19 protein-coding genes are annotated in these 23,491 nt (G+C 43.2%); 12 read left to right on the top strand and 7 right to left on the bottom strand.

Going from position 1 to position 23,491, the window contains the following annotated elements:
• Positions 1-16: 16 nt before the first annotated feature.
• Positions 17-1,363, bottom strand: a complete 1,347-nt coding sequence (locus tag M1L62_RS12015; protein WP_254413279.1) for a D-arabinono-1,4-lactone oxidase — start codon at positions 1,361-1,363, stop codon at positions 17-19.
• Between the two features lie 207 nt (positions 1,364-1,570).
• Between M1L62_RS12015 and M1L62_RS12010 the strand changes: the two genes are divergently transcribed.
• The 10 genes from M1L62_RS12010 (at position 1,571) to M1L62_RS11965 (ending at position 14,504) form a co-directional block, all read left to right on the top strand.
• A complete protein-coding gene (locus tag M1L62_RS12010) occupies positions 1,571-2,734 on the top strand; it encodes an acetyltransferase domain-containing protein (RefSeq protein ID WP_254413278.1) in 1,164 nt (387 codons plus the stop codon).
• Between the two features lie 143 nt (positions 2,735-2,877).
• Positions 2,878-3,999, top strand: a complete 1,122-nt coding sequence (locus M1L62_RS12005; RefSeq protein ID WP_254413277.1) for an AI-2E family transporter — start codon at positions 2,878-2,880, stop codon at positions 3,997-3,999.
• 138 nt (positions 4,000-4,137) lie between these two features.
• On the top strand, positions 4,138-6,078 hold the full coding sequence (locus M1L62_RS12000) for a TonB-dependent receptor plug domain-containing protein (protein WP_254413276.1): 1,941 nt from the start codon (positions 4,138-4,140) through the stop codon (positions 6,076-6,078).
• A 154-nt stretch (positions 6,079-6,232) separates the two neighbouring features.
• Positions 6,233-6,985: an alpha/beta fold hydrolase gene (locus M1L62_RS11995; protein ID WP_254413275.1), complete on the top strand. Its 753-nt coding sequence runs from the start codon at positions 6,233-6,235 to the stop codon at positions 6,983-6,985.
• Between the two features lie 130 nt (positions 6,986-7,115).
• Positions 7,116-7,868, top strand: coding sequence for a hypothetical protein (locus M1L62_RS11990; RefSeq protein WP_254413274.1), 753 nt, complete (start codon positions 7,116-7,118; stop codon positions 7,866-7,868).
• A gap of 68 nt (positions 7,869-7,936) precedes the next feature.
• A complete protein-coding gene (locus tag M1L62_RS11985; protein WP_256527675.1) occupies positions 7,937-8,470 on the top strand; it encodes an RNA polymerase sigma factor in 534 nt (177 codons plus the stop codon).
• Between the two features lie 6 nt (positions 8,471-8,476).
• Positions 8,477-10,072, top strand: a complete 1,596-nt coding sequence (locus M1L62_RS11980; protein ID WP_254413273.1) for a hypothetical protein — start codon at positions 8,477-8,479, stop codon at positions 10,070-10,072.
• A gap of 162 nt (positions 10,073-10,234) precedes the next feature.
• On the top strand, positions 10,235-12,661 hold the full coding sequence (locus M1L62_RS11975; protein WP_254413272.1) for a TonB-dependent receptor: 2,427 nt from the start codon (positions 10,235-10,237) through the stop codon (positions 12,659-12,661).
• 115 nt (positions 12,662-12,776) lie between these two features.
• On the top strand, positions 12,777-13,922 hold the full coding sequence (locus M1L62_RS11970) for a PepSY-associated TM helix domain-containing protein (RefSeq protein WP_254413271.1): 1,146 nt from the start codon (positions 12,777-12,779) through the stop codon (positions 13,920-13,922).
• A gap of 138 nt (positions 13,923-14,060) precedes the next feature.
• The gene (locus M1L62_RS11965) at positions 14,061-14,504 is read left to right on the top strand and encodes a GNAT family N-acetyltransferase (protein ID WP_254413270.1); all 444 of its coding nucleotides are present in this window, start codon (positions 14,061-14,063) and stop codon (positions 14,502-14,504) included.
• 52 nt (positions 14,505-14,556) lie between these two features.
• Here the strand turns inward: M1L62_RS11965 and M1L62_RS11960 are convergent, their stop codons facing one another.
• On the bottom strand, positions 14,557-15,864 hold the full coding sequence (locus M1L62_RS11960; RefSeq protein ID WP_254413269.1) for an ABC1 kinase family protein: 1,308 nt from the start codon (positions 15,862-15,864) through the stop codon (positions 14,557-14,559).
• 3 nt (positions 15,865-15,867) lie between these two features.
• Positions 15,868-16,521, bottom strand: coding sequence for a TetR family transcriptional regulator C-terminal domain-containing protein (locus M1L62_RS11955; RefSeq protein ID WP_254413268.1), 654 nt, complete (start codon positions 16,519-16,521; stop codon positions 15,868-15,870).
• A gap of 185 nt (positions 16,522-16,706) precedes the next feature.
• Here M1L62_RS11955 and M1L62_RS11950 point away from each other — a divergent pair, with 185 nt between their 5' ends.
• On the top strand, positions 16,707-17,465 hold the full coding sequence (locus tag M1L62_RS11950) for a CPBP family intramembrane glutamic endopeptidase (protein ID WP_254413267.1): 759 nt from the start codon (positions 16,707-16,709) through the stop codon (positions 17,463-17,465).
• A gap of 1 nt (position 17,466) precedes the next feature.
• On the opposite strand, the gene M1L62_RS11945 is transcribed toward M1L62_RS11950, so the two are convergent.
• Entirely contained in the window at positions 17,467-18,468 is a 1,002-nt protein-coding gene (locus M1L62_RS11945; RefSeq protein ID WP_254413266.1) for an NAD(P)H-quinone oxidoreductase, read from the bottom strand.
• Between the two features lie 105 nt (positions 18,469-18,573).
• The gene (locus M1L62_RS11940; protein ID WP_254413265.1) at positions 18,574-18,942 is read right to left on the bottom strand and encodes a YccF domain-containing protein; all 369 of its coding nucleotides are present in this window, start codon (positions 18,940-18,942) and stop codon (positions 18,574-18,576) included.
• A gap of 88 nt (positions 18,943-19,030) precedes the next feature.
• Between M1L62_RS11940 and M1L62_RS11935 the strand changes: the two genes are divergently transcribed.
• Positions 19,031-20,920: a hypothetical protein gene (locus M1L62_RS11935; RefSeq protein WP_254413264.1), complete on the top strand. Its 1,890-nt coding sequence runs from the start codon at positions 19,031-19,033 to the stop codon at positions 20,918-20,920.
• 31 nt (positions 20,921-20,951) lie between these two features.
• Here M1L62_RS11935 and M1L62_RS11930 read toward each other — a convergent pair whose 3' ends face one another.
• Positions 20,952-22,670, bottom strand: coding sequence for a GMC oxidoreductase (locus tag M1L62_RS11930; RefSeq protein ID WP_254413263.1), 1,719 nt, complete (start codon positions 22,668-22,670; stop codon positions 20,952-20,954).
• 6 nt (positions 22,671-22,676) lie between these two features.
• Positions 22,677-23,432, bottom strand: a complete 756-nt coding sequence (locus tag M1L62_RS11925; RefSeq protein WP_254413262.1) for a 6-phosphogluconolactonase — start codon at positions 23,430-23,432, stop codon at positions 22,677-22,679.
• Between the last annotated feature and the right edge of the window lie 59 nt (positions 23,433-23,491).

The following is a 23,491-nucleotide window of genomic DNA, read 5'->3' as shown; positions in this document are numbered from 1 at the left end:
CTAAGCGTACTTTTTACTAACTCTGATAAATGTAAGTATCCAAAAATCCGTTCCGAAGCTTTCCTTTCGGATCAAATTCTTTTGCCAGTTTTTGGAAATCCGGCAGTTTCACGTAAAGAGACTTTAACTTTTCCGGAGTCATTGTAAAGAGTTTCCCCCAATGCGGACGAGCCTGAAACGGCGCAAGTTCTTTTTCAATCACTGGCAATACCTTGCTCACGGCGGGCCAATCCTGTTTCCAGGTAAAATGTATCGCCACACTATCCTGTTTGTAACAAGGGCTCATCCACAAATCGTCAGCGGCAATGGTTCTGATTTCCGAGGTTAATAAATGCGGACCAACCTGATCCGCCAAACGTGCGATGGCCATAATTGCTTCCACGGCGTTTTTTCTTGGAACAAAGTATTCTGATTGTAATTCTTTTCCGCTGCTTGGTGTAAAACCCATTTTAAAATGCGGCATTCTTTCATACCAGGGCCCGGGCACGCCCATTTGCTCGGTACAATTCTCTGCGGATAACTCCGGAATCGGGTGCAGATTTTTCGTAGCCAGTTTTGCACCAAAAAGCGTTGATTCAGGTTTATAATTTTCACCTTTTTCAATTTTCCGCTTCACCCAAACTTCCGCAATATCCCGGCTTTGCCAGTTTGTAAAAAGACTCACACTATATCCTGTCGACTCAATTTCTTCAAAATGATCTTTCAGCTGTGCCATTTGCAAATTTTCATATACAAACTGGTTCATCAGAAATGTCGGCTGAATATCCAGCGTTATCTTCGTCACCACACCAAGCGCACCGAGGTTCACCACAGCTGCCCGGAATTTCTCGCCATCTTTTGCGCTTGTAAGTTGTACAATGTCCCCCGCCCCGGTCACCATTTCAAAACCTGAAACAGCCGTGGCAAGATTTCCACTTTTCTCTCCCGAACCGTGTGTTGCCGTAGCACAGGCTCCCGCAACAGAAATATGCGGCAATGAAGCCAGATTATGAAGTGCGAATCCTTTTTTATCCAGATACGGACTCAGCTGACCATATTTCAACCCTGCGTTAACCGTAACCGCTTTTCCATCCGCATGAATCTCGATACTTTCTTCTGCTTGTGTAACCGAAATAAACTCATCGGTGCTATCCGCTATTTTATTAAAACAGTGACGGGTCCCCAGCACTTTGAATTTATTATGCTTTTTTACAAAATCCTGAACCTGCGCCGTTGGACCAGCCTGAAATAATTTTGTGGTACTATATTCCAGATTCCCCGCCCAGTTTTTTAATTTTTCACCGGTTGCCCAGCCAGTCAGAGGAGAAAACAAAGGTGCAGTCATTAACGCAGATGATAATTTGATAAAGGTCCTTTTCTTCATATTCAACAAAATTGGAGATTAAAAAGCCAGGTGAAAGACCCTCTGAAATATGATTTTATCACAAATTAATTGAATTATCCAAAAAAGCAATTATTAACTTATTTAACGGAGATCAAATTGGGTGAATCCTTCCCTGAGCCGTATTTTTCGTCAACAGTAAACTTTATGATTTTATACTTTTGGTAATAACCAAAATCACTTTCCGGCATGAAACGCATTGATACCATTGATTTTACCCGAGGTCTGGTTATGATTATTATGGCACTGGACCATGTCCGGGACCTGACACACACGACGGCCTTATCCGAAGATCCAACGAATCTGGATACAACAACGGCCGCCCTGTTTCTCACCCGATGGATCACCCATCTTTGCGCGCCGACTTTCGTATTTTTATCTGGGGCATCGGCATTTATCTCGTTACAAAACAATACGAATATTTCAGAGGCCAGGAAATTTCTGGTCACGCGTGGGTTATGGCTGATCGTCCTGGAATTCACGGTGATTACGTTAGGGTTATGGGCCGATATCCATTTCAGGATGATGGTTTTTCAGGTCATAGCAGCCATTGGGCTTGGTTTTATTATCCTTTCGCTTCTTTTGAAAATCTCTCCTAAAACACTCGGCATTATAGGTTTACTGATTGTTTTTGGGCACAATCTGGTACAGGGCGTTAATTTCAACGATGATGTCACGCTTCGGGTCATCTGGTCGTTTTTCTTTCGGCTGGACGTTTTCCCGGTCACTTCAAATTTCACTTTCGCGGTGCTCTACCCGTTTCTTCCCTGGTTCGGGATCATGCTGACGGGATATGCTGCCGGAAAAATATTTATGCAGGAAGAGAGCAGGCGCCGCAAAACGTTGTTTCTAACCGGACTAGGTTTGCTCGTTTTTTTCGTTGTGCTTCGGTTTACCAATTTTTATGGAGATCCATCTCCATGGAAAGTGCAGAAAACGCCGCTGTTTACACTGCTGTCTTTCATAAACATATCTAAATATCCACCATCCCTTTTGTATGCCTCGCTTACTTTGGGCATCAGTTTTCTGGTGATGGCTATGGCGGATGGAGTAAAAAACAAGTTTGTCTCTATTATATCCGTCTATGGAAAAGTGCCGTTATTTTATTATCTCCTGCATTGGTACCTCGTGCATTCGCTGATGTTTGCCTTAATGTTTTATCAGGGATTTACGTGGAAGGACCTTCCTTTTGGTCCTTTCCAGTTTGGGCGGCCTGTTAATGGGTCGGGCGTTGAACTTCCGTATGTATATATGATCTGGGTGTTTGTGGTTATCGTACTTTATCCGCTCTGCAAATGGTATTCGGGTTATAAATCGGCACATCGCGAAAAACAATGGCTGCGATACATCTGAGTTGCCTTTTCCTATATCTTATTCGGGTAATTGCATTGGCTTTGGTCTGGTCTGATTTTAATAACTATTGTTTAACTTACCATTCTTCTGCTCCGGCAGACTATTTATCAAAACCCTGACTTATTGCTTTATCGTAACGTTCTATGAGCCCACTTGCTCCGCAGCCCTTTTACCATAAGCTTTCACATTCTCTGATCGCGCTGGCTCTGATTACGCTTACCATCTATCTCGGACAGGATATTATTGTGCCTTTGGCTATGGCCGGACTACTGGCTGTACTGCTCCGCCCGATCGAGAGCTGGCTGCTCCGTATGGGAATTCCAAAGGTGTTCGCCATAAGCCTGACCGTTACACTGGCCATCCTGCTTGTCGCAGGGCTGACGGTTGTACTGTCTATGCAAATCGCCGACTTTTCGGATGAATTGCCCAAATTGAAAAAGAATATCAACGATTTCTACCGGGAAATACGTCGCTGGATCCGCCGGGAATACAGCGTCAGTTATCGTCAGCAGGATCAATATCTTCAAAAAGCACAGACACAAACACTGGAAAATTTTCAGGGCGGAGATACACTGGGCGTTGTTACCGGCCCGCTTGGGACTTTGGTTTTACTGCCAATATATATCTTTTTACTGCTGTACTATCGCGCAATGCTTTTACATTTTATGGTAGAGGTTTTCACACAGAAACATAAAGCCAAAGTACATGAAGTATTAAGCGAAATTAAGTCCATTATCCAGAGTTACATGGTTGGATTACTGCTGGAAACCACCTGTGTTGCCGTCTTAAACTGCATAGGTTTATTGGTTTTAAATGTGCAGTATGCTATTCTGCTGGGCATTATGGCAGCCATTTTAAATCTTGTTCCGTACATCGGCGGGTTGGTTGCGATCGTGCTGGCTGTACTCGTTACTTTTATCAGTCACCCTGAAATCAATACCATTCTGGGGGTTGTGGGGATATTTCTGGTCGTTCAGTTTATTGATAACAACTTTCTGGTCCCGCTCGTTATTGGTTCAAAAGTTAGGATCAACGCGTTGGTATCCATCATCGGCGTGTTGGTTGGCGGTGCGATAGCCGGCATTTCCGGCATGTTTTTGTCCATCCCGGCAATAGCCATGTTAAAGGTAATTTTTGACCGTGTTGAAGGACTTGAACCTTGGGGAATACTGCTCGGCGACCAAACACCGGTTGAGGAAAGAGGTAGTATTTTCAAATTTGTAAAAAAGAAAAAGAAAGAAATCACCGACGACCCGACGGAATGACAATATTATGTAACCCTATTTAACTAAAAATCCGGGTAGCATCCAACTACCCGGACTACCATATATCTTAAAACCGGAGTAGATGAAGAGTCCGGACTGACAATACTTTTGCAGTGCATTTATCAAAAATCATTGTTCATGAATTTGTCTAAACTTTACATTTCGTTCTTTCTTTTTATTGCTGTGCCTATTGTCAAAGCACAGGAAATATCGCTTGACCCGGTTACGGTCACTTCTTCGCTCATTGAAAAAAGAGCTTCCGAGTCCGGCAGAAATATCGCGGTGATCAAGGGCGATTACTTTCAGAATCTTCCAGTTCACAGCATTGACGACTTGCTGCGTTATGTCCCGGGTGTCGAAATTCAGGCCCGCGGACCGATGGGCTCTCAGAGTGATATCGTTCTTCGCGGCGGAACCTACCAGCAGGTTCTGGTAATCATGGACGGGCTAAGACTCAACGATCCGAATACCGGCCATTTCAGCAGTTATATCCCCATAGCTCCATCGGAAATTGAACGCATTGAAGTATTGAAAGGTGCTTCCTCGGCAATATATGGTTCAGAGGCAGTTGGCGGTGTGATTTATATCGTTTCAAAAACTTTTGCTGCAAAACTCGCATCCGGACAGGATGATGCGGTTAAAAACAAAACGGCTGTTAACGCCTCGGCTTCCGGCGGTGAACATGGATACTTCGGTGCCAATGCCGGTGCCTTCATCCAGAGAAATAAGTTGGCGGCTTCCATTGGCGGTGTGACCAATAATGCAGATGGTGTACGTCAGCGTGGAACCAACGGGTATTTTCACAATAACACCTTATCCCTTTCTGCGAACTATGCGCTTTCACAGGCATGGAATGTTGCGCTCCGTTCTTCGTTTGATCACCGGGATTTTTCAGCTCAGAATTTCTACACGACTTCCAAAGCTGACACTGCCCAGGAAAAGGTTAAAACATTCTGGAACCAGATCAAGATCGGTTATAAAAAGGGCAAGTCTTCGTTTTCTTTTGACGCCGGGTATAAATTCGTACAGGATTATTACCTTTTCAATTCGGCTTCAATCCGTAATAACAGCAAATCGAAACTTTGGCAGGGATTACTTACCTGGCAGCAGATTTTGACCCCAACCACGACTGTGGTAGCCGGACTTAATTTCCAGAACAAAAACATTGTATCCAACGACCGCGGAGATCACTCCATCAACCAGCTTGCCCCGTTTGTTACTTTTTCTCAGAGAATCGGTGAATCATTTACTGTGAGCCCGTCCATCCGTTTCGACTGGCGGGAAAATATCGGAACCGAAGCCGTGCCCCAAGTCAACCTTTCTTACAAAAAAGAGCACTGGCAATTACGGGGAAGCGCCGGAAAAACAATCCGGGATGCAGATTTTACAGAACGTTATAACAACTACAACAAACCGATCGTAAGCAACGGAAGCAGCGTGGGTGATCCTTCACTGAAAGCAGAAAGTTCATTCAGTTATGAGGCCGGGGCAGACTGGTTCCTTACCAATGTGAAAATTTCCGGAACCTTCTTTCAGCGCCGTCAGAATAACCTGATCGATTATACGTCAACTCCCTATGCGCAGATGCCGCGGAAGGATAACCTTTCGCCAACCGGTACTTATGGATTGGCAAAAAATGTTGCCAGCGTTAACACAACGGGTGCCGAACTGGACTTTCAATATTCAAAGTCCCTTACAGACAACCAAAAACTATGGTTAACTACCGGATTAACCTGGCTTAACAGCGAAAGCAGTGAAGCAACGCCCTCTTTTTACATATCCTCACATGCCAAGTTCCTTGGGAATTTCTCAGCCTTATACCAGATTTCCAACCTCTCTTTCAGTGTGAACGGAATATATAAAAACCGCGCAAAACGTGAGGCAACAGCCATTGATGCCACCATTACCAGAGAGTATTTCGTCCTGAATGTGAGAGCAGAATATGCGGTGATCAAAAAAACACTCTCTGTTTTTGCACAGGCTGACAATCTTGGTGACAGAAAATACAGCGATTTGCTCGGTTCAAAAATGCCTGGAAGATGGCTAATGGGCGGTTTGAAATACACTTTCTCAAAATAATATCAATCAGCAGACTAAAACCCGCAGCCGATTTCTCTCCGAGAATATTGCTGCGGGTTTTGCTTTATATCCCGGTTAATATAAATCCATATTGAAAGTCCGTTCGTACATTTAGTAAAATAAACCGGTCCCTCGCGCCGAAATAAATTTTCCTATGTTACGTCTCCTTTTTGTGTTTTCACTACTTTCAGCCTTTATTTCCTACGGGCAATCGGACAGTGATAAGCCTGTCTCCTCAAAATCTGCTGCGATGAATGTTTATTTTATAAGTGGTTTAGGCGCAGATAAACGGGTTTTCAGCAAACTGAAACTGGACGAGCGTTTCAATGTACATTACATCGACTGGATCCCGCCCCGAAAAAAAGAATCGCTTCATGACTATGCTTCCAGGTTAACAGCGCAAATGGATACGACAAAACCTTGCCAGCTCGTTGGGCTTTCGTTCGGAGGGATCATCGCGTCCGAACTTTCCTCCATTATCCGTCCAGAGCAGATCATTCTTATTTCAAGTACGCCAACTAGCATTCCCGTTTCAAAATTCAACCGCGGACTGATCAAATTCCTTTTGCTAAGCCCGTTTGCTGCGCCGGTTCTCAAATCGGCCAATTCATTTACCTACAAATTTTTCGGAGCAGATACCCCTGAGCTCAAAACACTCTTGAAACAAATCCTGCACGACACCGACAGCAAGTTTTTGAAATGGGCACTGATCCAAATGAGTACGTGGAAACACCCCGTCAAAGTTGACCATGTATATCACATCCACGGCGTCGCTGACAAGTTAATTCCGCTCAAAATCGTGAAACCCGATGTTGTCATCGAAGGTGGCGGACATCTGATGGTTTATGCCCAGCATGAAGAAATTTCAAAAATATTGAATGCGCAATTAGCGCGTGCGGTGCGGTAAGAGCATTTCTTATAAAATATCTTAAATTAATATTACTTCCCACCCAACCTCGCTCACACTCTTTGTAGTTTATTTTATTGACAGGAAAAGCTTGTCTTTATTCTCTTCGTAAACTTTACTACAAATTGTCATGAAAGGAAAATTAGCCGTGGGAATTATTTTACTGGCGCTTATGCAGCTGGTAGCCTGTGAAAGAAATGATGTTGATATAGCAGCCGACAAAGTAAAATCTTCAAAACTGAATAGTCTGGAAGCCTCCAAGGTAACAGGGATTAAAAGAAAGGAGCCGGTAATCTTTACACTAACCGGTGATCTGGCTCTTACAAATTATCGGTGGAAGGTGACGCCCATGGAATATATCTTCATTAACAAAGGCAGCGTTAGTACGGCTATCACTTTTGATAAAGCCGGTACCTACATGGTCGTGGCACAGGATAGTATCACCCTTGATTCTGTATTTATCAATGTCGAAGTCGGGACAGATATTTATCAGGACGTACAGGAAAGCCTTACTGCTGATGAGGTGATCAGCGTCACACCCATTACTTATGCCGACTCTGCCTCGCATCTCGACTTCTCGGCTATCACAAAAAATAACTATTCGTGTTCAAATAATTCACTAACTTATTCTTTAGGTAAAAACGGCGACACCTACTTCATCAATTTCCGTGAGGTAAATATTCCGGCCGGCTGTACGGGTGACGCTTCCAAAGCTAAAAATGATATTATCTTTTATTGGCCCGTTAGTGAGAACAAGATTTACAATCTGGAAATAACACTGAACAACGTCACTTACAGCGGAACTTTTGAACGAAAAGGAACAAAATACGAATTCACCTGGCCCCATACGACAGGCGTAATCCTGACAAAAAAGTCACTGTGAAAAACCTGACAAACTGATTAACAAATCGCCGGCAGTTGCTCAACACTGCCGGCGTCTAAAGCATAAGCTTGGATAAATTAGAGGAAATATTAGCCGGTTGTAAACGCAGGGAGCGACAGAGTCAGGAAAAATTGTATCGTCAATTTTATCCTGTCCTGTTTGCGCTGTGCAAAAATTTCTTTGAGGACAAGCACGATATTGTCACCGCCATAAACAATGGCATGATGAAAGTTTTTAAAAATCTGGACCAATTTGACTCCCAAAAAGGCGAGTTTTTTAACTGGATGTACACAACCGTGAGAAACGCCGCGCTTACCATGCTGCGAGACCGCAAAACCCAGTCTTTCGATTATGATGAGATCAAAGAAAATATGTTTTTTGAAGCACGGGAAAATCCTTTTGAAAAACTGGAATACGACGATATTGAAGTTTACCTGAGCCAGTTGCCGTTGGCAACCCGTCGGGTTTGCTGCCTTTTTTATCTGGATGGGTTTTCGGTTAAGGAAATTACGGAGTCACTCGCGATCAGTGAGGGTACTGTAAAATGGCACTTGAGTGAGAGCCGCAACAGATTGAAAATTATTTTCGAAAAGTCATTGTAAAGGACTGTGAGCAAGAAAAACCTGCATATCAAAAAATACCTTAACGAGAAGTTACCTGAACCGGAAGTTCAGGCGGATGACGCGTGGGCACAAATGAACGATATGTTGGGCAACAACAGTCCGGCACCCGATTCGCAGGTTCCGGGTGATAGTCACTTCAGCTCTTTGTTAAAAGGTGGTCTTGGGCTTATAGCAATCCTTGGTATCGTCGGCTCAATCTGGTTTTTTCTTCCCGGAAATAACCAGAAAAACAAAGCAGCTCTAAAGTCAGAAAATCTGTCTCAGGATAAAAACACATCGCAATATCCTATCCGCACGGAACATGGAGAAGATACCAAAAATACCTTGACCAAGCGTGAGACTATCAAAGACAGTTCCGGCTCAATCTTCTCTCCGGATGAAAACAAGAATGGGAAAAAAACTACTGTTTCAATGAATGAGCAGCCGGACAAATTACGACCTGATAAAAATTCAGCTATTATTACAAATCCATCAATACAGCCTAAAAAAGAATATTTTACCTCAAAATCTGTAAAAAAAGGCGCTGATACGCACACGGTTCAATCAGGTCATTCTGGGTCTGAAAGCCATGTATCCTCCTCTACTAAATTTGAAAGACAGCAAAAAGTTGAAAACAATGTAACCAGGAATAACACGACTAGAAACACCCAGCCCAATGTTGTACCCTTGGAAAGAAGTAAGAGCACAGACCAAAATAACAAATCGCAGAACAGAACACCGGGAGACAGAGCAACAGGACTTGACTATAGTGACGCCCATATTCAGAAAAATACTGATAACACAGGTAAACAACCTATTTCAGGATTCATTGAAAATCAGGATGTATCAAAGAAAGTTGCATTTTCAGTTCAAAATCTAACACCCAAGTCTGTTCATTTCAATAATTTAAGCAAAAATCTGGCAAAAATTGTAAAGTATAACTCCGTTACTGCGCAGCAAAAAACGAGCTCTTCCAAGGAGAAGAAGGCATTATTTGAGACCTTGCACGTCGGTTTGGAATGGAATGCCGCCTCTGCGCTGAATAGCACAAAATACATTTTTACCGCAACAGACAGCACAAACAAACCCTATATGTTGCTGATCCCGGGAATTTGGCTAAGTAAGGATCTCACAGAAAACCAATCTTTGACATTGAGTTTTTATGCAAATCAGACCTATTTTGGGGGATTAAAACGCATACAAAGAATTGGTGCCGATTCGGCTACCTTTCACGAAAACATCAATCTGATCAAAGCAGCGGGAATCAATCTTTCACTGCAATACAATTATCATGTTATTTCGAAACTGGGAGTTTCGGCTGGTGTTTCTTACAGTCCGCTACGAAGTGCTCTGGCACAAAGCGACGTGGAAAATTATCTGGGTGAGATTCTACCTGGCCCCAAACTTCTGCTTAAAAAAGACAACATAGCTCAGTACATGAAAACGAATCTTTTCATGGTAAAAACTGGCCTGACCTTCACGCCGGGCCGCTATCAGTTGGGGATCAATCTGCTTATTCCATTCTCGAACCTTTCCGTCACACCTACTTCTTCAATGAAAACAGTAAACGGACAATTCTTCTTCCGTTTCAGAATTAAATAAAACATCCCCCTCAAAAACGGTTAACACTGCCAACCGCCACATATTACTATCTCAAAATATAATTACACTAATACAAGATCCGCTATTTTAATTTGGATTCGTTCCAATGTATCGATAGCTTTGCGGCTTATTAAGACTAATTATATTTAAGTGCATCCCAAAATGAAACGATTTTCTATTATACTATCCTTAACATTGACGGTCTGGTTAGTATCCTACAACGCCTTTTCGCAGTCAAACGGGCGTATTAGAGGTGTTATCAAAACTTCTGACGGCGTTGGTGCCGAGTTTGTCAATATTGGTCTGAAAGGCATCGCAAAGGGCTCAACAGCAAATGCAAAAGGAGAATTTGAAATCAAAAACATTGAAGCTGGAAAATATATACTGATTGCCTCGTTCATCGGGCTTGAAACAAAAGAGATTGCTGTTCAGGTAAACTCAGGCGAAACAACGACTTTGGGCGATATCACACTGGCAGAAAATGCCAAGACATTGACCGAAGTCGTGATCAGCGCGCAAGGGAAACTGCAACGCGAATCGAGCGAGTACGTTTCTAAAATCAATCTGAAAAACCTGGAAAACCCTCAGGTTTATTCAACCATCACAAAGGAATTATTACGGGAGCAACTCGTTTTCAGCATCGACGATGCATTGAAAAATGCCCCGGGGATCGGTAAAATGTGGGAAGCAACCGGGCGTAGCGGAGACGGAGGAAGTTATTACGGTTCCCGCGGATTTATCGTGCAAAGCAAATTGAGAAATGGAATTGCCGGAAACGTTTCTACCAAAATTGATGCAGCAAACCTTGAAAGCATCGAAGTGATCAAAGGCCCGTCGGCAACGTTGTTCGGAAGTTCATTAACTTCTTATGGTGGTTTGATCAATCGTGTTACTAAAAAACCATATGCCAAGTTTGGTGGAGAAATTGCCTATTCAACAGGAAGCTGGGGATTTAACCGCATCAGTGCGGATGTAAACACGCCGCTGGATTCGGCAAAAAACATTCTTCTGCGTGTCAACACGGCGTATAATTATGAAGGAAGTTTCCAGGATAACGGGTATGGTAAAATGTTTGCCTTTGCGCCGAGCCTGACTTACAAAGTCAACGAGAAGTTATCATTCAATATTGATGCTGAACTTTATAGCGGGCAAAATCAGGGCAACACAATCTTCTTTTTCCCGTATGGTCAGACCATTGCAAGCCTGGGCGTTAACAGAGCCGACCAGCTGGACATCGACTACAAACGTGCTTTTTCAAGAGGTGATCTTGCCCAGACTTCAAGGAATACCAACTTCTTTGGTCAGATGAACTACAAGATTTCTGAAAACTGGACTTCTTCAACCAATTTCACTTCCACAAACAGCTATTCCGACGGAACAAATCCCTATTTCTACCTGCTGAGTAAATCCACTGTAACAAAAAATCCGGCAGATATTGGCCATGGTTATATTTCGAGGGAGGATCAGTCCACTTCCAACAGCAGGGATCGCGTTGTTGAAATTCAGCAAAACTTTAACGGTGATTTCGAGATTGCCGGCATGAGAAACCGTTTTCTGGGTGGTCTTGACTTTTTCCGCAATAATTCAGACCAGGTTTTCAAAAGCGTAAACATTGATACTGTTGCAACGACAGGTACGATCCCGACTTATGATTATTTCAATGATAAAACACTGGAAGCTGCTTATCTAAGCGGTAGAGGTTCTGTGTATCCATACAATTATGTGACCAATACATACAGCGCTTATGTATCTGATATATTGAACATTACGGACAGACTGATCGTTTCTGCCGCGTTGCGTATCGACTATTTCGACAACAAAGGAGCTTACAATATCACAACGGGCAAAAGTTCAGGCGGTTATAACCAAACTGCTTTCTCTCCGAAATTTGGTTTGATTTATATGCCGATCAAAGATGTTGTTTCGGTGTTTGCCAACTATCAAAACGGTTTTACCAATAAGGTTGGAAGCAGCTTCGCCGGAGAAACTTTCAAACCGGAGCATGCTAACCAGACAGAAGCAGGTGTAAAACTGAACGCATTTAACGGAAAACTAAGCACGACGTTAAGTTATTACGATATTCAGGTGTCAAATCTGATCCGCAGCGACGTCGCTCATCCAAACTTTTCGGTGCAGGATGGAACGCAGCGCAGCAAGGGTGTAGAAGCAGAAATCAACGCAAACCCTTTACGCGGTTTTAATGTGATTGCCGGTTTTTCCTACAACGATTCAAAATTTGAAAAAGCGGACGAAGACGTTGTGGGCTTGCGCCCCTCAACAGCAATGTCTCCTTACATAGCCAATTTATGGCTTAGCTACCGTATCCCTTCCGGTATGGTTCGCGGACTGGGATTTGGGTTTGGCGGAAATTATGCGAGTGACAATAAAGTAGTTAACAGCAGAAGTCAGGGTGTTTTCATTTTGCCGGAATATACGATCTTGAATGCAACAGCATTTTACGAGCAATCCAAATTCAGATTTGGCGTGAAGGTGGATAACATCACAGATAAAAAATACTGGATCGGCTATACGACCGTGAATCCACAAAAATTGAGAAGCATAACAGCCAGTCTTTCGTTCAGGTTTTAAGTCTGGCCAGACCGACTTTCAGGTCAACAAGATAAATTTTACTTCCCGTATTCCGGTTTCAGCCGGGATACGGGATTCGTGTTAAAAAGTTGCATTCATTTCAAATTCATTCACCATGAAAAAGGCAATACATTTTCTCCACCTATGGCTCGGACTCGGCTCCGGACTAATCGTGTTTATTCTCGCCGTAACGGGCTGTATTTATGCCTTTCAGGAAGAAATACAGAATGCGACGCAGTCTTACCGTTACGTAGAGCCTCAAAAAAAACCTTTCCTGGCTCCGTCCCGGTTCAGGACCTTAGCTGAAAAAGCATTGCCGCACAAAAAGATTCACAGTGTCCAGTATGCCGATTCCAAAACGGCGGTGGTCATTACCTTTTTCAGTTTTGAGCCTGAATATTATTACCTGATGTATGCAAACCCATACACCGGCGAAATATTAAAAATCAAAGATATGGACAGCGATTTTTTCCGGTTCATTCTGATGGGACACTATTATTTATGGCTTCCGCCTAATATTGGACAACCCGTCGCGGCCTCTGCCACACTTATCTTTGTCTTTATGCTGATCTCTGGTTTTGTGCTGTGGTGGCCCAAAAACAAGGCTGCTTTAAAACAAAGATTTAAAGTTAAATGGGATGCGCAATGGAGAAGAAAAAATTACGATCTGCATAATGTACTCGGATTCTACGCCATCCCGATCGCCCTTATTATTGCCTGCACAGGCCTGATTATGGGTTTTCAGTGGTTTTCAAAAAGTGTGTACTGGGCGACATCCGGAGGAGATTCAATGACAGAGTTTTATGAACCCGAGTCAAAAGGAAAACCTGTTGTGGGTTCAAAAACATCAGTTGTTGATTTTCTATGGGAGAAAACGAAAGCAGAAAATCCGGCGGCAGAGACCATCGAAATGCATTTTCCGGAAACCAGTAAATCGACCATTGCAGCCGTTACCAATACTATCGCGGGCACGTACTGGAAATGTGATTATATTTATTATGACCAGTATACCCTTAAACCCGTTCCGGTCACGCATAATTTCGGACGTTATCACGACAAACTAACGCTGGCGAACAAGATTATGCGAATGAATTACGACATTCACATTGGCGCTATCATTGGTCTGCCAGGAAAAATACTGGCCTTTATCATTTCATTCATCACCGCAAGCTTACCCGTAACCGGTTTTATCATCTGGTGGGGACGAAGAAAAAAGAGCAAAAAACCAAAGGTAAGGTTGGGGCAAAAGGAGTTTGTCTAGTTTTTTTTAACGCAGAGTTTGCCGAGCGGTCGCCGCCCGGTTTAACGTAGAGTTCGCAGAAGAATATAAACACAAACTCACCGTAACTCTGCGAGAAACTCCCATTAACTCTGCGTTTAAATTTAACCTCGTTACCCAATGATTTTAAGAACAAATAGTGAGAATCCGGATTTTATTCAGTTAACTGGCAGGCTTGATGTAGAACTTTGTCGGATTTACGATACCAATCCGGAAGACTACGAGGAGTACAACCGCATTACCGATCTTCATACGGTTGTGGTTGCCTATGAAAATGACCAGGCTGTTGCTTGCGGCTGTTTCAAAATTTTCGAGGAGAACACGGTGGAAATCAAACGCATGTTTGTAGATGATAATCAGAGAGGAAAGGGCATTGCATCTGCTATGCTGGCTGAACTCGAAACCTGGGCGAGAGAGCTTGGTTATGAAAAATCAGTACTTGAAACCGGAAAAGGACAGCCAAATGCGATCAAACTTTACCAGAAATACGGTTATCAAATCACTGAAAATTACAACGAAAGTGATGATTTGAACATCAGCGTCTGCCTGGCGAAAACGCTATAAAAAAAGTGCGTAAAACCGGATGATTTCACGCACTCAATATGATCCTGTTTCCCTAAGCTAAATTTGCAAACTGGTTAATACTAACCGTCGCTTTTAAGTCATGCAAAAGGCTGAACAATCCGAAAAAGGTACGGTTGATATAAATAAAATGTTTGGAACCACGGTTCACATTCATCTTTCTCAACTGTTTGTCATTGGCATATTTCTCACCCAGTTCCACCAATTTTCCAAAAAATACCTCATCCGAAAAATCAAATGTTTCGGCCTGAAACGGCTGCGTGAACAACGTCAGGATTTCGTGAAAAAGTTTCCCAAAATAGGCAGTTTCTTCCGGCGTATCTTTGTCCGTCAGAATTTCCAGTTCGAATAACCTGCTACGGAAAAACTCAGGATTGTTGATATTTTCCTTTTCGGCCAACTCAAAATAAGGCGTATAAAACGCCTCCGGAATTTCCTTCATACAGCCGAAGTCGATTGCAATCAGATTCTGGTCCTTATCCACCAGAAAATTCCCCGGATGCGGATCGGCATGCACCTTTCTCAACTGATGCACCTGGAACATATAAAAATCCCAAAGTGCCTGTCCGATCTTGTTCAAAGCTTCCTGTGAAGGGTTGCTTTTCACAAATTCAGATAAGTGAATGCCCGTCATCCAGTCCATCGTGATCACCCGCTCGCAGGAGAATTCTTCGTAATATTTCGGAAAAACAAGATTTGGAATATGCGCACACGCATCCCCTATCTCCTGGCTTTGGGCAATTTCAAGGATATAATTGGTTTCTTCGGTCAGTTTATTTTCAACTTCCTTAAAATACTTGTCAGAATCCTTACTCTGGATGTTGAACATCTTCATCGCAATCGGTTTCACCAAAGCCAGATCAGAAGTAATACTTTCTGCAACGCCAGGATACTGGATTTTAACAGCCAGTTCCCTCCCATTGGACGTCGCCTTATGCACCTGTCCGATACTCGCGGCGTTAATCGCATTGGGATTAAATGAATCGAATAAATCCAGCGGCGATTTCCCGAAATATCTTCTGAACGTTTTGATCACCAGCGGAGCCGACAAAGGCGGAACTGAAAACTGCGACAGCGAGAACTTTTCCACATAAGCCTGCGGCATAAAACTTTTTTCCATGCTAAGCATCTGAGCCAGTTTCAATGCGCTGCCTTTCAGATTTTTTAAGCCATCATAGATATCTTCCGCATTGTTGGAATTCAGATTATCCCGCGCAGATTCAGGATTCGTTATTTTCTCACCGTAATATTTCAGATAATTCCCCCCGATTTTTACGCCGGTGGTAATCAATTTGGATGCACGCTGAATTTTTGAAGTAGGTATGCTATCTATTGTTTCCATTAACTACCTCAATTTTTCTTTAATTAAAAATTTGCCAAAGTCGATCACACTTTCCAGCGGTGTGGTATCAATCAGATCAAAAGTGGCACGGATTGATTTCTCGATGAAAAGATCCGTTTTCTCAAACGCAACCGATTCATCGTCCAGCCAAAATTTAAGCGTTACCAAAAGTTGTATCCATGCTCCTTCTTCCAGGCTGTCCTGCTGCACTTTATGGATACGTTCGCTTTTCACTTTCAGATATCCCTGACTGATCCCGGCTATAAACTCTTTGAAATGTGTCCTTAATTCTTTGAGTTTCAACAACCCGTTCAGTTTGCTGCGATCACTTTTCAAAGCAAAAACAACATAACTCCGGTTGGCCGTCAGTATTTCGAAAAACGTGTAATAATAAGTCAGTAATTTATCCTTAAAACCAAGCGCATCCACTTCGGTGCTTTTGTTAATAAGTTCAACGGTCATTCTGTGGAAATTCACGAAAACCGATTTTTCAATCGCCTCAATGGATGAGAAAAAGGCATAAAAATCCTTCTCGACAATTCCGTTTTTCTTACAGAATAAATAAACTGATTGAGGCTTTTCGTTATTTTCCAGACAGTAATGAATGTACATCCCTGTGATACCGGCGGCTGTAATTTCTTTAATTTTTGTTGCCATCTTTTTTTGAATTAGCACATCAACACGATGATTTCCACTAAATTTAAACGAAAAAAGGATATTATTCTTATTGTTTGGTCCTGATACCGCGTAGAATTCCTGATTTAAATACAACCAATCGTAATTATTTGAAACAGTAAAATTCTGCTTCACCCACTTACGCTAACAGCTTCTGAACCATACCTATGCGATTTAAAGATCTCGTAAGAATACTTTTAATATGCTGCCTATTTGCTAACACCATCGGGTTGATTTTCATTACAGAATGGGTCCAAAAAGTTTTTGCAAACTGGCAGCAGGCCATCCTTCTGGGCCTTTTTATTTTTGGTATGGAGTGCCTGCTTTTTGTAAGATTACTTAAACCTTATCGGTCAGAGTTGTCTTATCATACTCTATTTTCCTGGACAAAACTCGCTGCTGCCCTCGTCATGGGGCTGATCGTATGGGCAGCCGTGCAACTATGGACCTCGCGCGTCTTCGGCACCGCTCCCGAACTTCCTCCGACAGCACGAGTCGTCAAGTATGCGCTTATCTTCCTTTTCAACACATTACCCAACGCACTTATTGAAGAATTCATCTTTCGGTTTTTACCGGCACATTATGCTGATAAAAAGGGGATTTCCCGACAAAAACTTATTGGACTGGGAATAGCCTCCGCGATCATTTTCAGCCTTTGCCATGTGTCTGTATATATCCTTCGCGACCATACGGCATGGGCCGATTTATATTCTACCTTATTAAATGCGTTCTTCTACGGAATGGTCTATTTCTTCATTTACATCCTTACCGACAATTTGTTTTTCACTGCACTGATTCACGCTTTTGGCAACAACCAGTTACTCCTGGTCAACACACCCGGGTTTGAGCCGTTCTATTTTTATACATTTATTTTCATAACGCTGGTCTGGTTCGCCGGGAAAACGTTCAGCAAAGGGCTCAGATAAGTTACCAGGCATTAGTCAAAATGATTTTGCCGATATGGTCGCTGCTTTCCATCAGCTCGTGTGCTTTTGCCGCCTCAGGCAGTGGAAACTCACGAAAAATAACCGGCTTAAACTTGCCTTCATTCATTAAGGGCCAAACATTTTCCAAAATCTCGCGCGTCAAAGCGGCTTTAAACCCGACATCCCGATTTCGAAGCGTGCTTCCCGTAATAGTGAGTCTGTTTTTCATGATCAGCCCAAAATCAACCTCATCCAAGGGCTGCCCCTCCACCTGCCTCACCTTGTTCCCCTTCATGGTATTGATAAAAACCAGCCGGCCATCAATGCGCAACAGCCTTATATTTTTTGGAATGTAATCTCCGCCGATCATATCAAGAATCACATCTGCTCCCTGGGATTTTAGAACTTCTTCAAAATTTTCGTTTTTATAGTTAACACAAAGATCGGCGCCAAGCGAAATACAGGCCTCGCATTTATCGTCAGATCCCGCCGTAGCGAAGACCTTTGCTCCCAATGCTTTGGCCAGTTGAATAGCCGTGATCCCAATTCCACTGCTTCCACCATGCACCAGAAAGTGCTCTCCGTTTTTGAGAGCTCCTCTCTGGAAAACATTATGCCAAACTGTAAACACCGTTTCCGGCAGCGAAGCCGCCTCAGCAAAACTGAAATGAACAGGAACCGGCAAACAATGATGCGCATGCACAACCGCATACTCCGCATAACCACCACCGGCAAGCAACGCGCATACAGCATCTCCCGGCTTCCAGTTTTCTACCGAAGCGCCACATGTTTCGATAATACCGGCCACTTCCAGTCCCGGGATATCCTGCGGCGCACCCGGTGGTGGCGGATAGTTGCCCTTACGCTGAAAAACATCCGGACGATTTACCCCAGCCGCATAAACCCGGATTAAAACCTCGTCATCCTGGACAACGGGTACCGACCGCTCATCAACAACCAAAACCTCCGGCCTCCCCGGTTTTGTAATCACCACTGCCTTCATAAAAATTGTATTTTACCACCGACATAGGAGACAACCCAAGACTCATCTATTGGCAATCTTAGGTTACCTCATATGCCTAAGGTGGTAGAAAAAATAAAATAGTATCTAAAAGATGTCCTTTCCGAATGGAGCAAATGACAGGCTCATCAGCTTGAAATGTTGCTTTGCGAAAGGTAAACCGATGATGGTTATGGCGAGTAAGATACCGAAGACAAGATGCGTCAATGCAATCCAGATACCTCCCAGGAAAATCCAGACGATATTAAAAATCGTTGATAAACAGCCACTTTCCCCCGGTACTTCACGCACCTCACGACCAAAAGGCATGAGCGTAAGAATACCAATTTTGAAACACTGGATACCAAACGGAATACCGATGATGGTCGCACAGAGGATCAAACCTGATAGAAAATATTCGAAAGCCACGATTAATCCGCCGAATATCAGCCAGATAATATTTCCAATTAGACTCATAAGTTACCATTAGATAAGTTAGACAAAGCATTCTTTTTTTTCGTATTTAAATAATGTATTCTTGCAAATTGAATAACCCAAGCCTACAATGTCTGTGCCCCAACTCTACGAACGTGTAATAGAAAAAATCACACCGTTCAGGATATTAATTTTCTTCTCAATCGTATTATTTCTACCAAAAGCACTGATTGAAAATCCAAGCGGAGGTGTTGATCCATCCTGGAAGATCAGTATCAACATGGCTTTACATCAGGGCCTTGTTTTTGGCAAAGACTGGGTCTTTACGTATGGTCCCCTGGGTTTCCTGAGCACACGCGTACCGACTTACATCGGGATCATGCCGATACTAATCTATGATATTTTTGTGATAGGTGTACTGTTTTATATTCTCAAATACACCTTCAAATCACTGAATAATACCGTCAAATGGCTTGCGGTGCCTTATTTTATTATGATGATTTCTCATAATTCCGAGGCGACGTTTCAGCTTTTTACCCTGTTCATATTCCTGGTTTTTCATCACTACCGAACCCAAACCATTATTTCTCTGGCACTTGCCACCACGATTTCGGTGCTGATTTTTTTCATAAAGTTAAATCTGGGAATTGTAGCTTCCGTTATTTTGTATGCTTATTTCGTGCTGGCAATAGTCTCGGATACCAAATCTTTTCTTAAAATTGTCGCTTTCTGGGGTTATCACCTGGGATTGGTTTTAATACTGGGACAAATCTTTCATGTTGATCTTGTCAACTACGTCAAAGGCGCGCTCAGTATTATCAACAATTACAACGATGCCATGTTCAGCGTCGATTTCGTAAATCTGACAGCCCGATATGCGTATTTCAATATCGCCCTGGCTGTCATCGTTGTGCTTAGCTTCGCTGTCTTTTTTATTTATTCCTTGCCCCTGATTCTCAAAAGCCGTTCGGATATATTTATTCTGCTCGTGATGCTATTTGCCTGGTATCTTGGATTCAAGCAAGGATTTACACGGTTCGGTTTTGCCGGTATGTCGTATCCGTTTTTTTACGGCGCACTTTTCGTGGGGATATCCTATCTCTTCATTGAAAACACGACTTTAAAAAGCAGGCTTGGTGATGTATTCATGGTTTTCCTGCTTATTTCACCATTTGTAAGCACCGGAATAGGATTTGCATTTAATAAATTGACACTGCCTTATCAGGATGTAATCTTTTCAAACCTTCCGTTCCAGCAGCAGGTAAGCAACGAAAAAAATCGGGTTGAGTACCATATCGACTCCAAAATCAGCCAGAATTTCAAAGGAAAAACAGTTGACTTTGTGCCTTATGAAATTTCATATGCGTTTTTTAACGATTTGCATTATAATCCACGACCGGCCATTCAGTCGTATCAGGCCTATAACAATTACCTGACGAGCCTGAATTATGCAAAATACCTTTCGCCGACAGCACCCGATTATGTACTTTATACCGTACCGGGCCCAACGGATGTGCAGCGATATAATTTTTGGAGCGATTCGAAAACAACGCTGGCTATGCTTCAAAACTATAACTACGATACCACAACCATCAGCAAGGATACGCTTCAGGTGGTAAAAAAACGCAGCCGGCATTTTCAATTGGTCAAGTCCAACATTAAGGATCTGGCATTTAAAATCGGGGAAGAAGTACCGGTTTCGCAGGCCAATAAATTAACCTGGATTGAGATCAAGGTTAAATATTCCCTTTGGGGAAAGATCATGCGCGTGCTGGTGCAGCCTCCTGTTTTGCGTGTGAAAGCTACCTTCGAAGATGGAAAAACGGAAGTTTTTAAAGCGATTATCTCTGAAATTGACGGCGGAGTATTTTTAAAGAAACTTCAAACCAACATCGAAGCAGAGCATTTTTTCAGAACAAGGGGACAAAATAAATCCATAACCCGGCTGCAATTTCTTCAAAACCATGCAGGTTTTGAAGATGACATCACGGCCCATCTCTACGATGTTTCCTTTCGTTAATCCGTTTCCAAAACCTCGTTTTTAGTTAATTTTACAAATTCCCTTTTTTAATTTCCTTCGCCGCAAAGTCAACAGCTCTTGCCGTAAGTGCCATGTACAACAGCGAAGGACTTTGATTACCTGTGCTCGTCATACAGGCGCCGTCCGTTACAAAAACATTTTTACAGTGATGAAGCTGGTTCCATTGGTTAAGCATGGAAGTTTGAGGATCTTTCCCCATCCGACAGCCTCCCATTTCGTGAATATCCAGTCCGGGAGCCTGTTTGTTATCATGCTGACTGATGTTTTTGCACCCTGACTTTTCCAGCATTTCGGCACTTTCTTTGAGGAAATCTTTGATCATTTTTTCATCGTTGTCGTCGTAACCAACCGAGGTTATCAGCAACGGAATCCCCCATTCATCCTTTTGATCTTTACTCAACGATACCTGATTTGACGCTTTGGGAATGGTTTCCCCCTGCATGTACATATATACTTTCCAGCCACCGGGCTTGGTCATAACATCTTTAAAACCTTTGCCAAAAGTCTGTTCCCCGGCTCCGGTTCCTCTCGTGCGGTAAGCGCCCATGAATGTCGTAAAGCCGCCGACATAATCGGTATCCTGTTTATGCAGGTTCCGATAATTAGCCAGGATAGGCTCTGTCGGGTTTCTTCCAAAATAATATTTATCCTCAAAACCATCCATATCTGCCGCCACGGATGCCCGGTAATTGTGAAAAGCAACGTATTGGCCAAGTACGCCCGAATCATTTCCAAGGCCGTTTGGAAAACGCTCTGATTTTGAATTAAGTAAAATAAGATTGCTGTTCAGCGCAGAAGCGTTCAGGAAGATCACTTTGGCAGTGTACTCAATAACCTCCTTCGTTTTGGCGTCGATGATTTTAACACCGCTTGCTTTGCCTGTTTTGGGATCATAAATAATGGAGTGAACCACCGAATGCGGTCGCACAGTGAGATTTCCGGTTTTCTGTGCCCATGGTAATGTTGAACTTACGGAGCTGAAATAGCCGCCATACGGGCATCCCCGCATGCAGAGGTTTCTCGCCTGACAGGAGCCTCTGCCCTGTTGCAAATGCACTTCTTTCGGTTTGGTCAAATGCGCCCATCTTGCATGTACCAGAAACCGGTCCTTATAATTTTCCTTAATCTTGTCCCTGACCAGCGTCTGTACACAGTTCAGTTCGAAAGGTGGTAAATATTCACCATCCGGCATGGCTTCAAGTCCATCCTTGTTGCCGCATACGCCAATAAATTCCTCTACATGACTATACCAGGGCGCTACATCCTGATAACCGATCGGCCAGCCAATACCATATTTAAAACGCTCGGGAGCGGTAAATTCAAACGCACTCCACCGCTGGCAAGCCCTGCCCCAGGTCAGCGATTTGCCTCCAACCTGATAACCGCGGATCCAGTCGAAAGGTTTTTCCTGGATGTAGGGATGATCCTTATCCTGCACAAAAAAATGTTTGGTATCGTCTCCAAAACCAGCCGCCTTGCTGATCAGCGGGTTTTCATCCAAAAACTTTTTCGTCAGATTGCCACGATGTTCAAACTCCCAGGGATTCAGATGCGCCGTCGGATAATCCTTGTTGTGCTCCACATTTCGTCCCCGCTCCAAAACGAGCGTTTTTAGTCCTTTTTCACAAAGTTCTTTCGCTGCCCATCCACCGCTGATGCCTGACCCGATCACGATCGCATCAAAACCATTGCCCGAAATGCTCCCGGATGTTTCTTCCTTTACCGTCATAACCTTTTATTTTTGATCGAAAATGATTGAAGCCGACGTTGTCAGTTTTGAAGCAGCATCCTGATCAGAAAAAACAACTGCGTTGGCATGCGACTGAATGATGGTGCCCGGAATCTCACGGGTTATTCTCTCTTCCAAAACCTTGGCCAGAATAGTTGCCTTTTTCTGGCCTGATATGATTAGAACAGCCGTTTTTGCTTCGGTAAAATGTTGCAGACCCAACGTGAGCCCGTCTGTTAGCTGGGTGTTTTTTTGGAAATATTTCTGAGCTACTGTCACCGTGAGCGGGTCCAGTTCGGTGCGGTGGGCATAAAGGTTAAAATCTGTCCCGGGTTCATTCAGGCCAATGTGCCCATTCATGCCCAAACCGACCATCATGAGGTCGATCGGGCCGTTTTCACGGATGTAATCATCCATTCTTGCACATTCACCTTCGGGATCATCGGTCAGACCATTAAAGAAAACAACCTGCCCGGAACGGATGTTTAACGGGATAAAAAAATGGAAATTCAGATAATGTTTGCAGCTTCCTTCATCGTTTTCATCCATGCCTATCCACTCATCCAGTCCCACAAAACGGCATTGAGCGAAATTTACCGTGCCTTGTAAACCATATTCTACCAGATATTTCAGCACCAGCGTCGGGGAATCTCCCGAAGGAAAACATAATAACGAATCCGGTTTTAAACGGATCTGTTCGGCAATCAGATCGGCTGCTGCTTTCGAGCTCGTTTCCTTATCAGGATATATATTCAGTTTCATGAAGTTCTTTTTCTAAACAAAGAACAAAATGAAATTTTATTACTAATTATTCACAATAA

Source organism: Dyadobacter diqingensis (assembly GCF_024220585.1).
Taxonomy (GTDB): domain Bacteria; phylum Bacteroidota; class Bacteroidia; order Cytophagales; family Spirosomataceae; genus Dyadobacter; species Dyadobacter diqingensis.
This window is presented reverse-complemented; position numbering and strand designations above follow the sequence as displayed.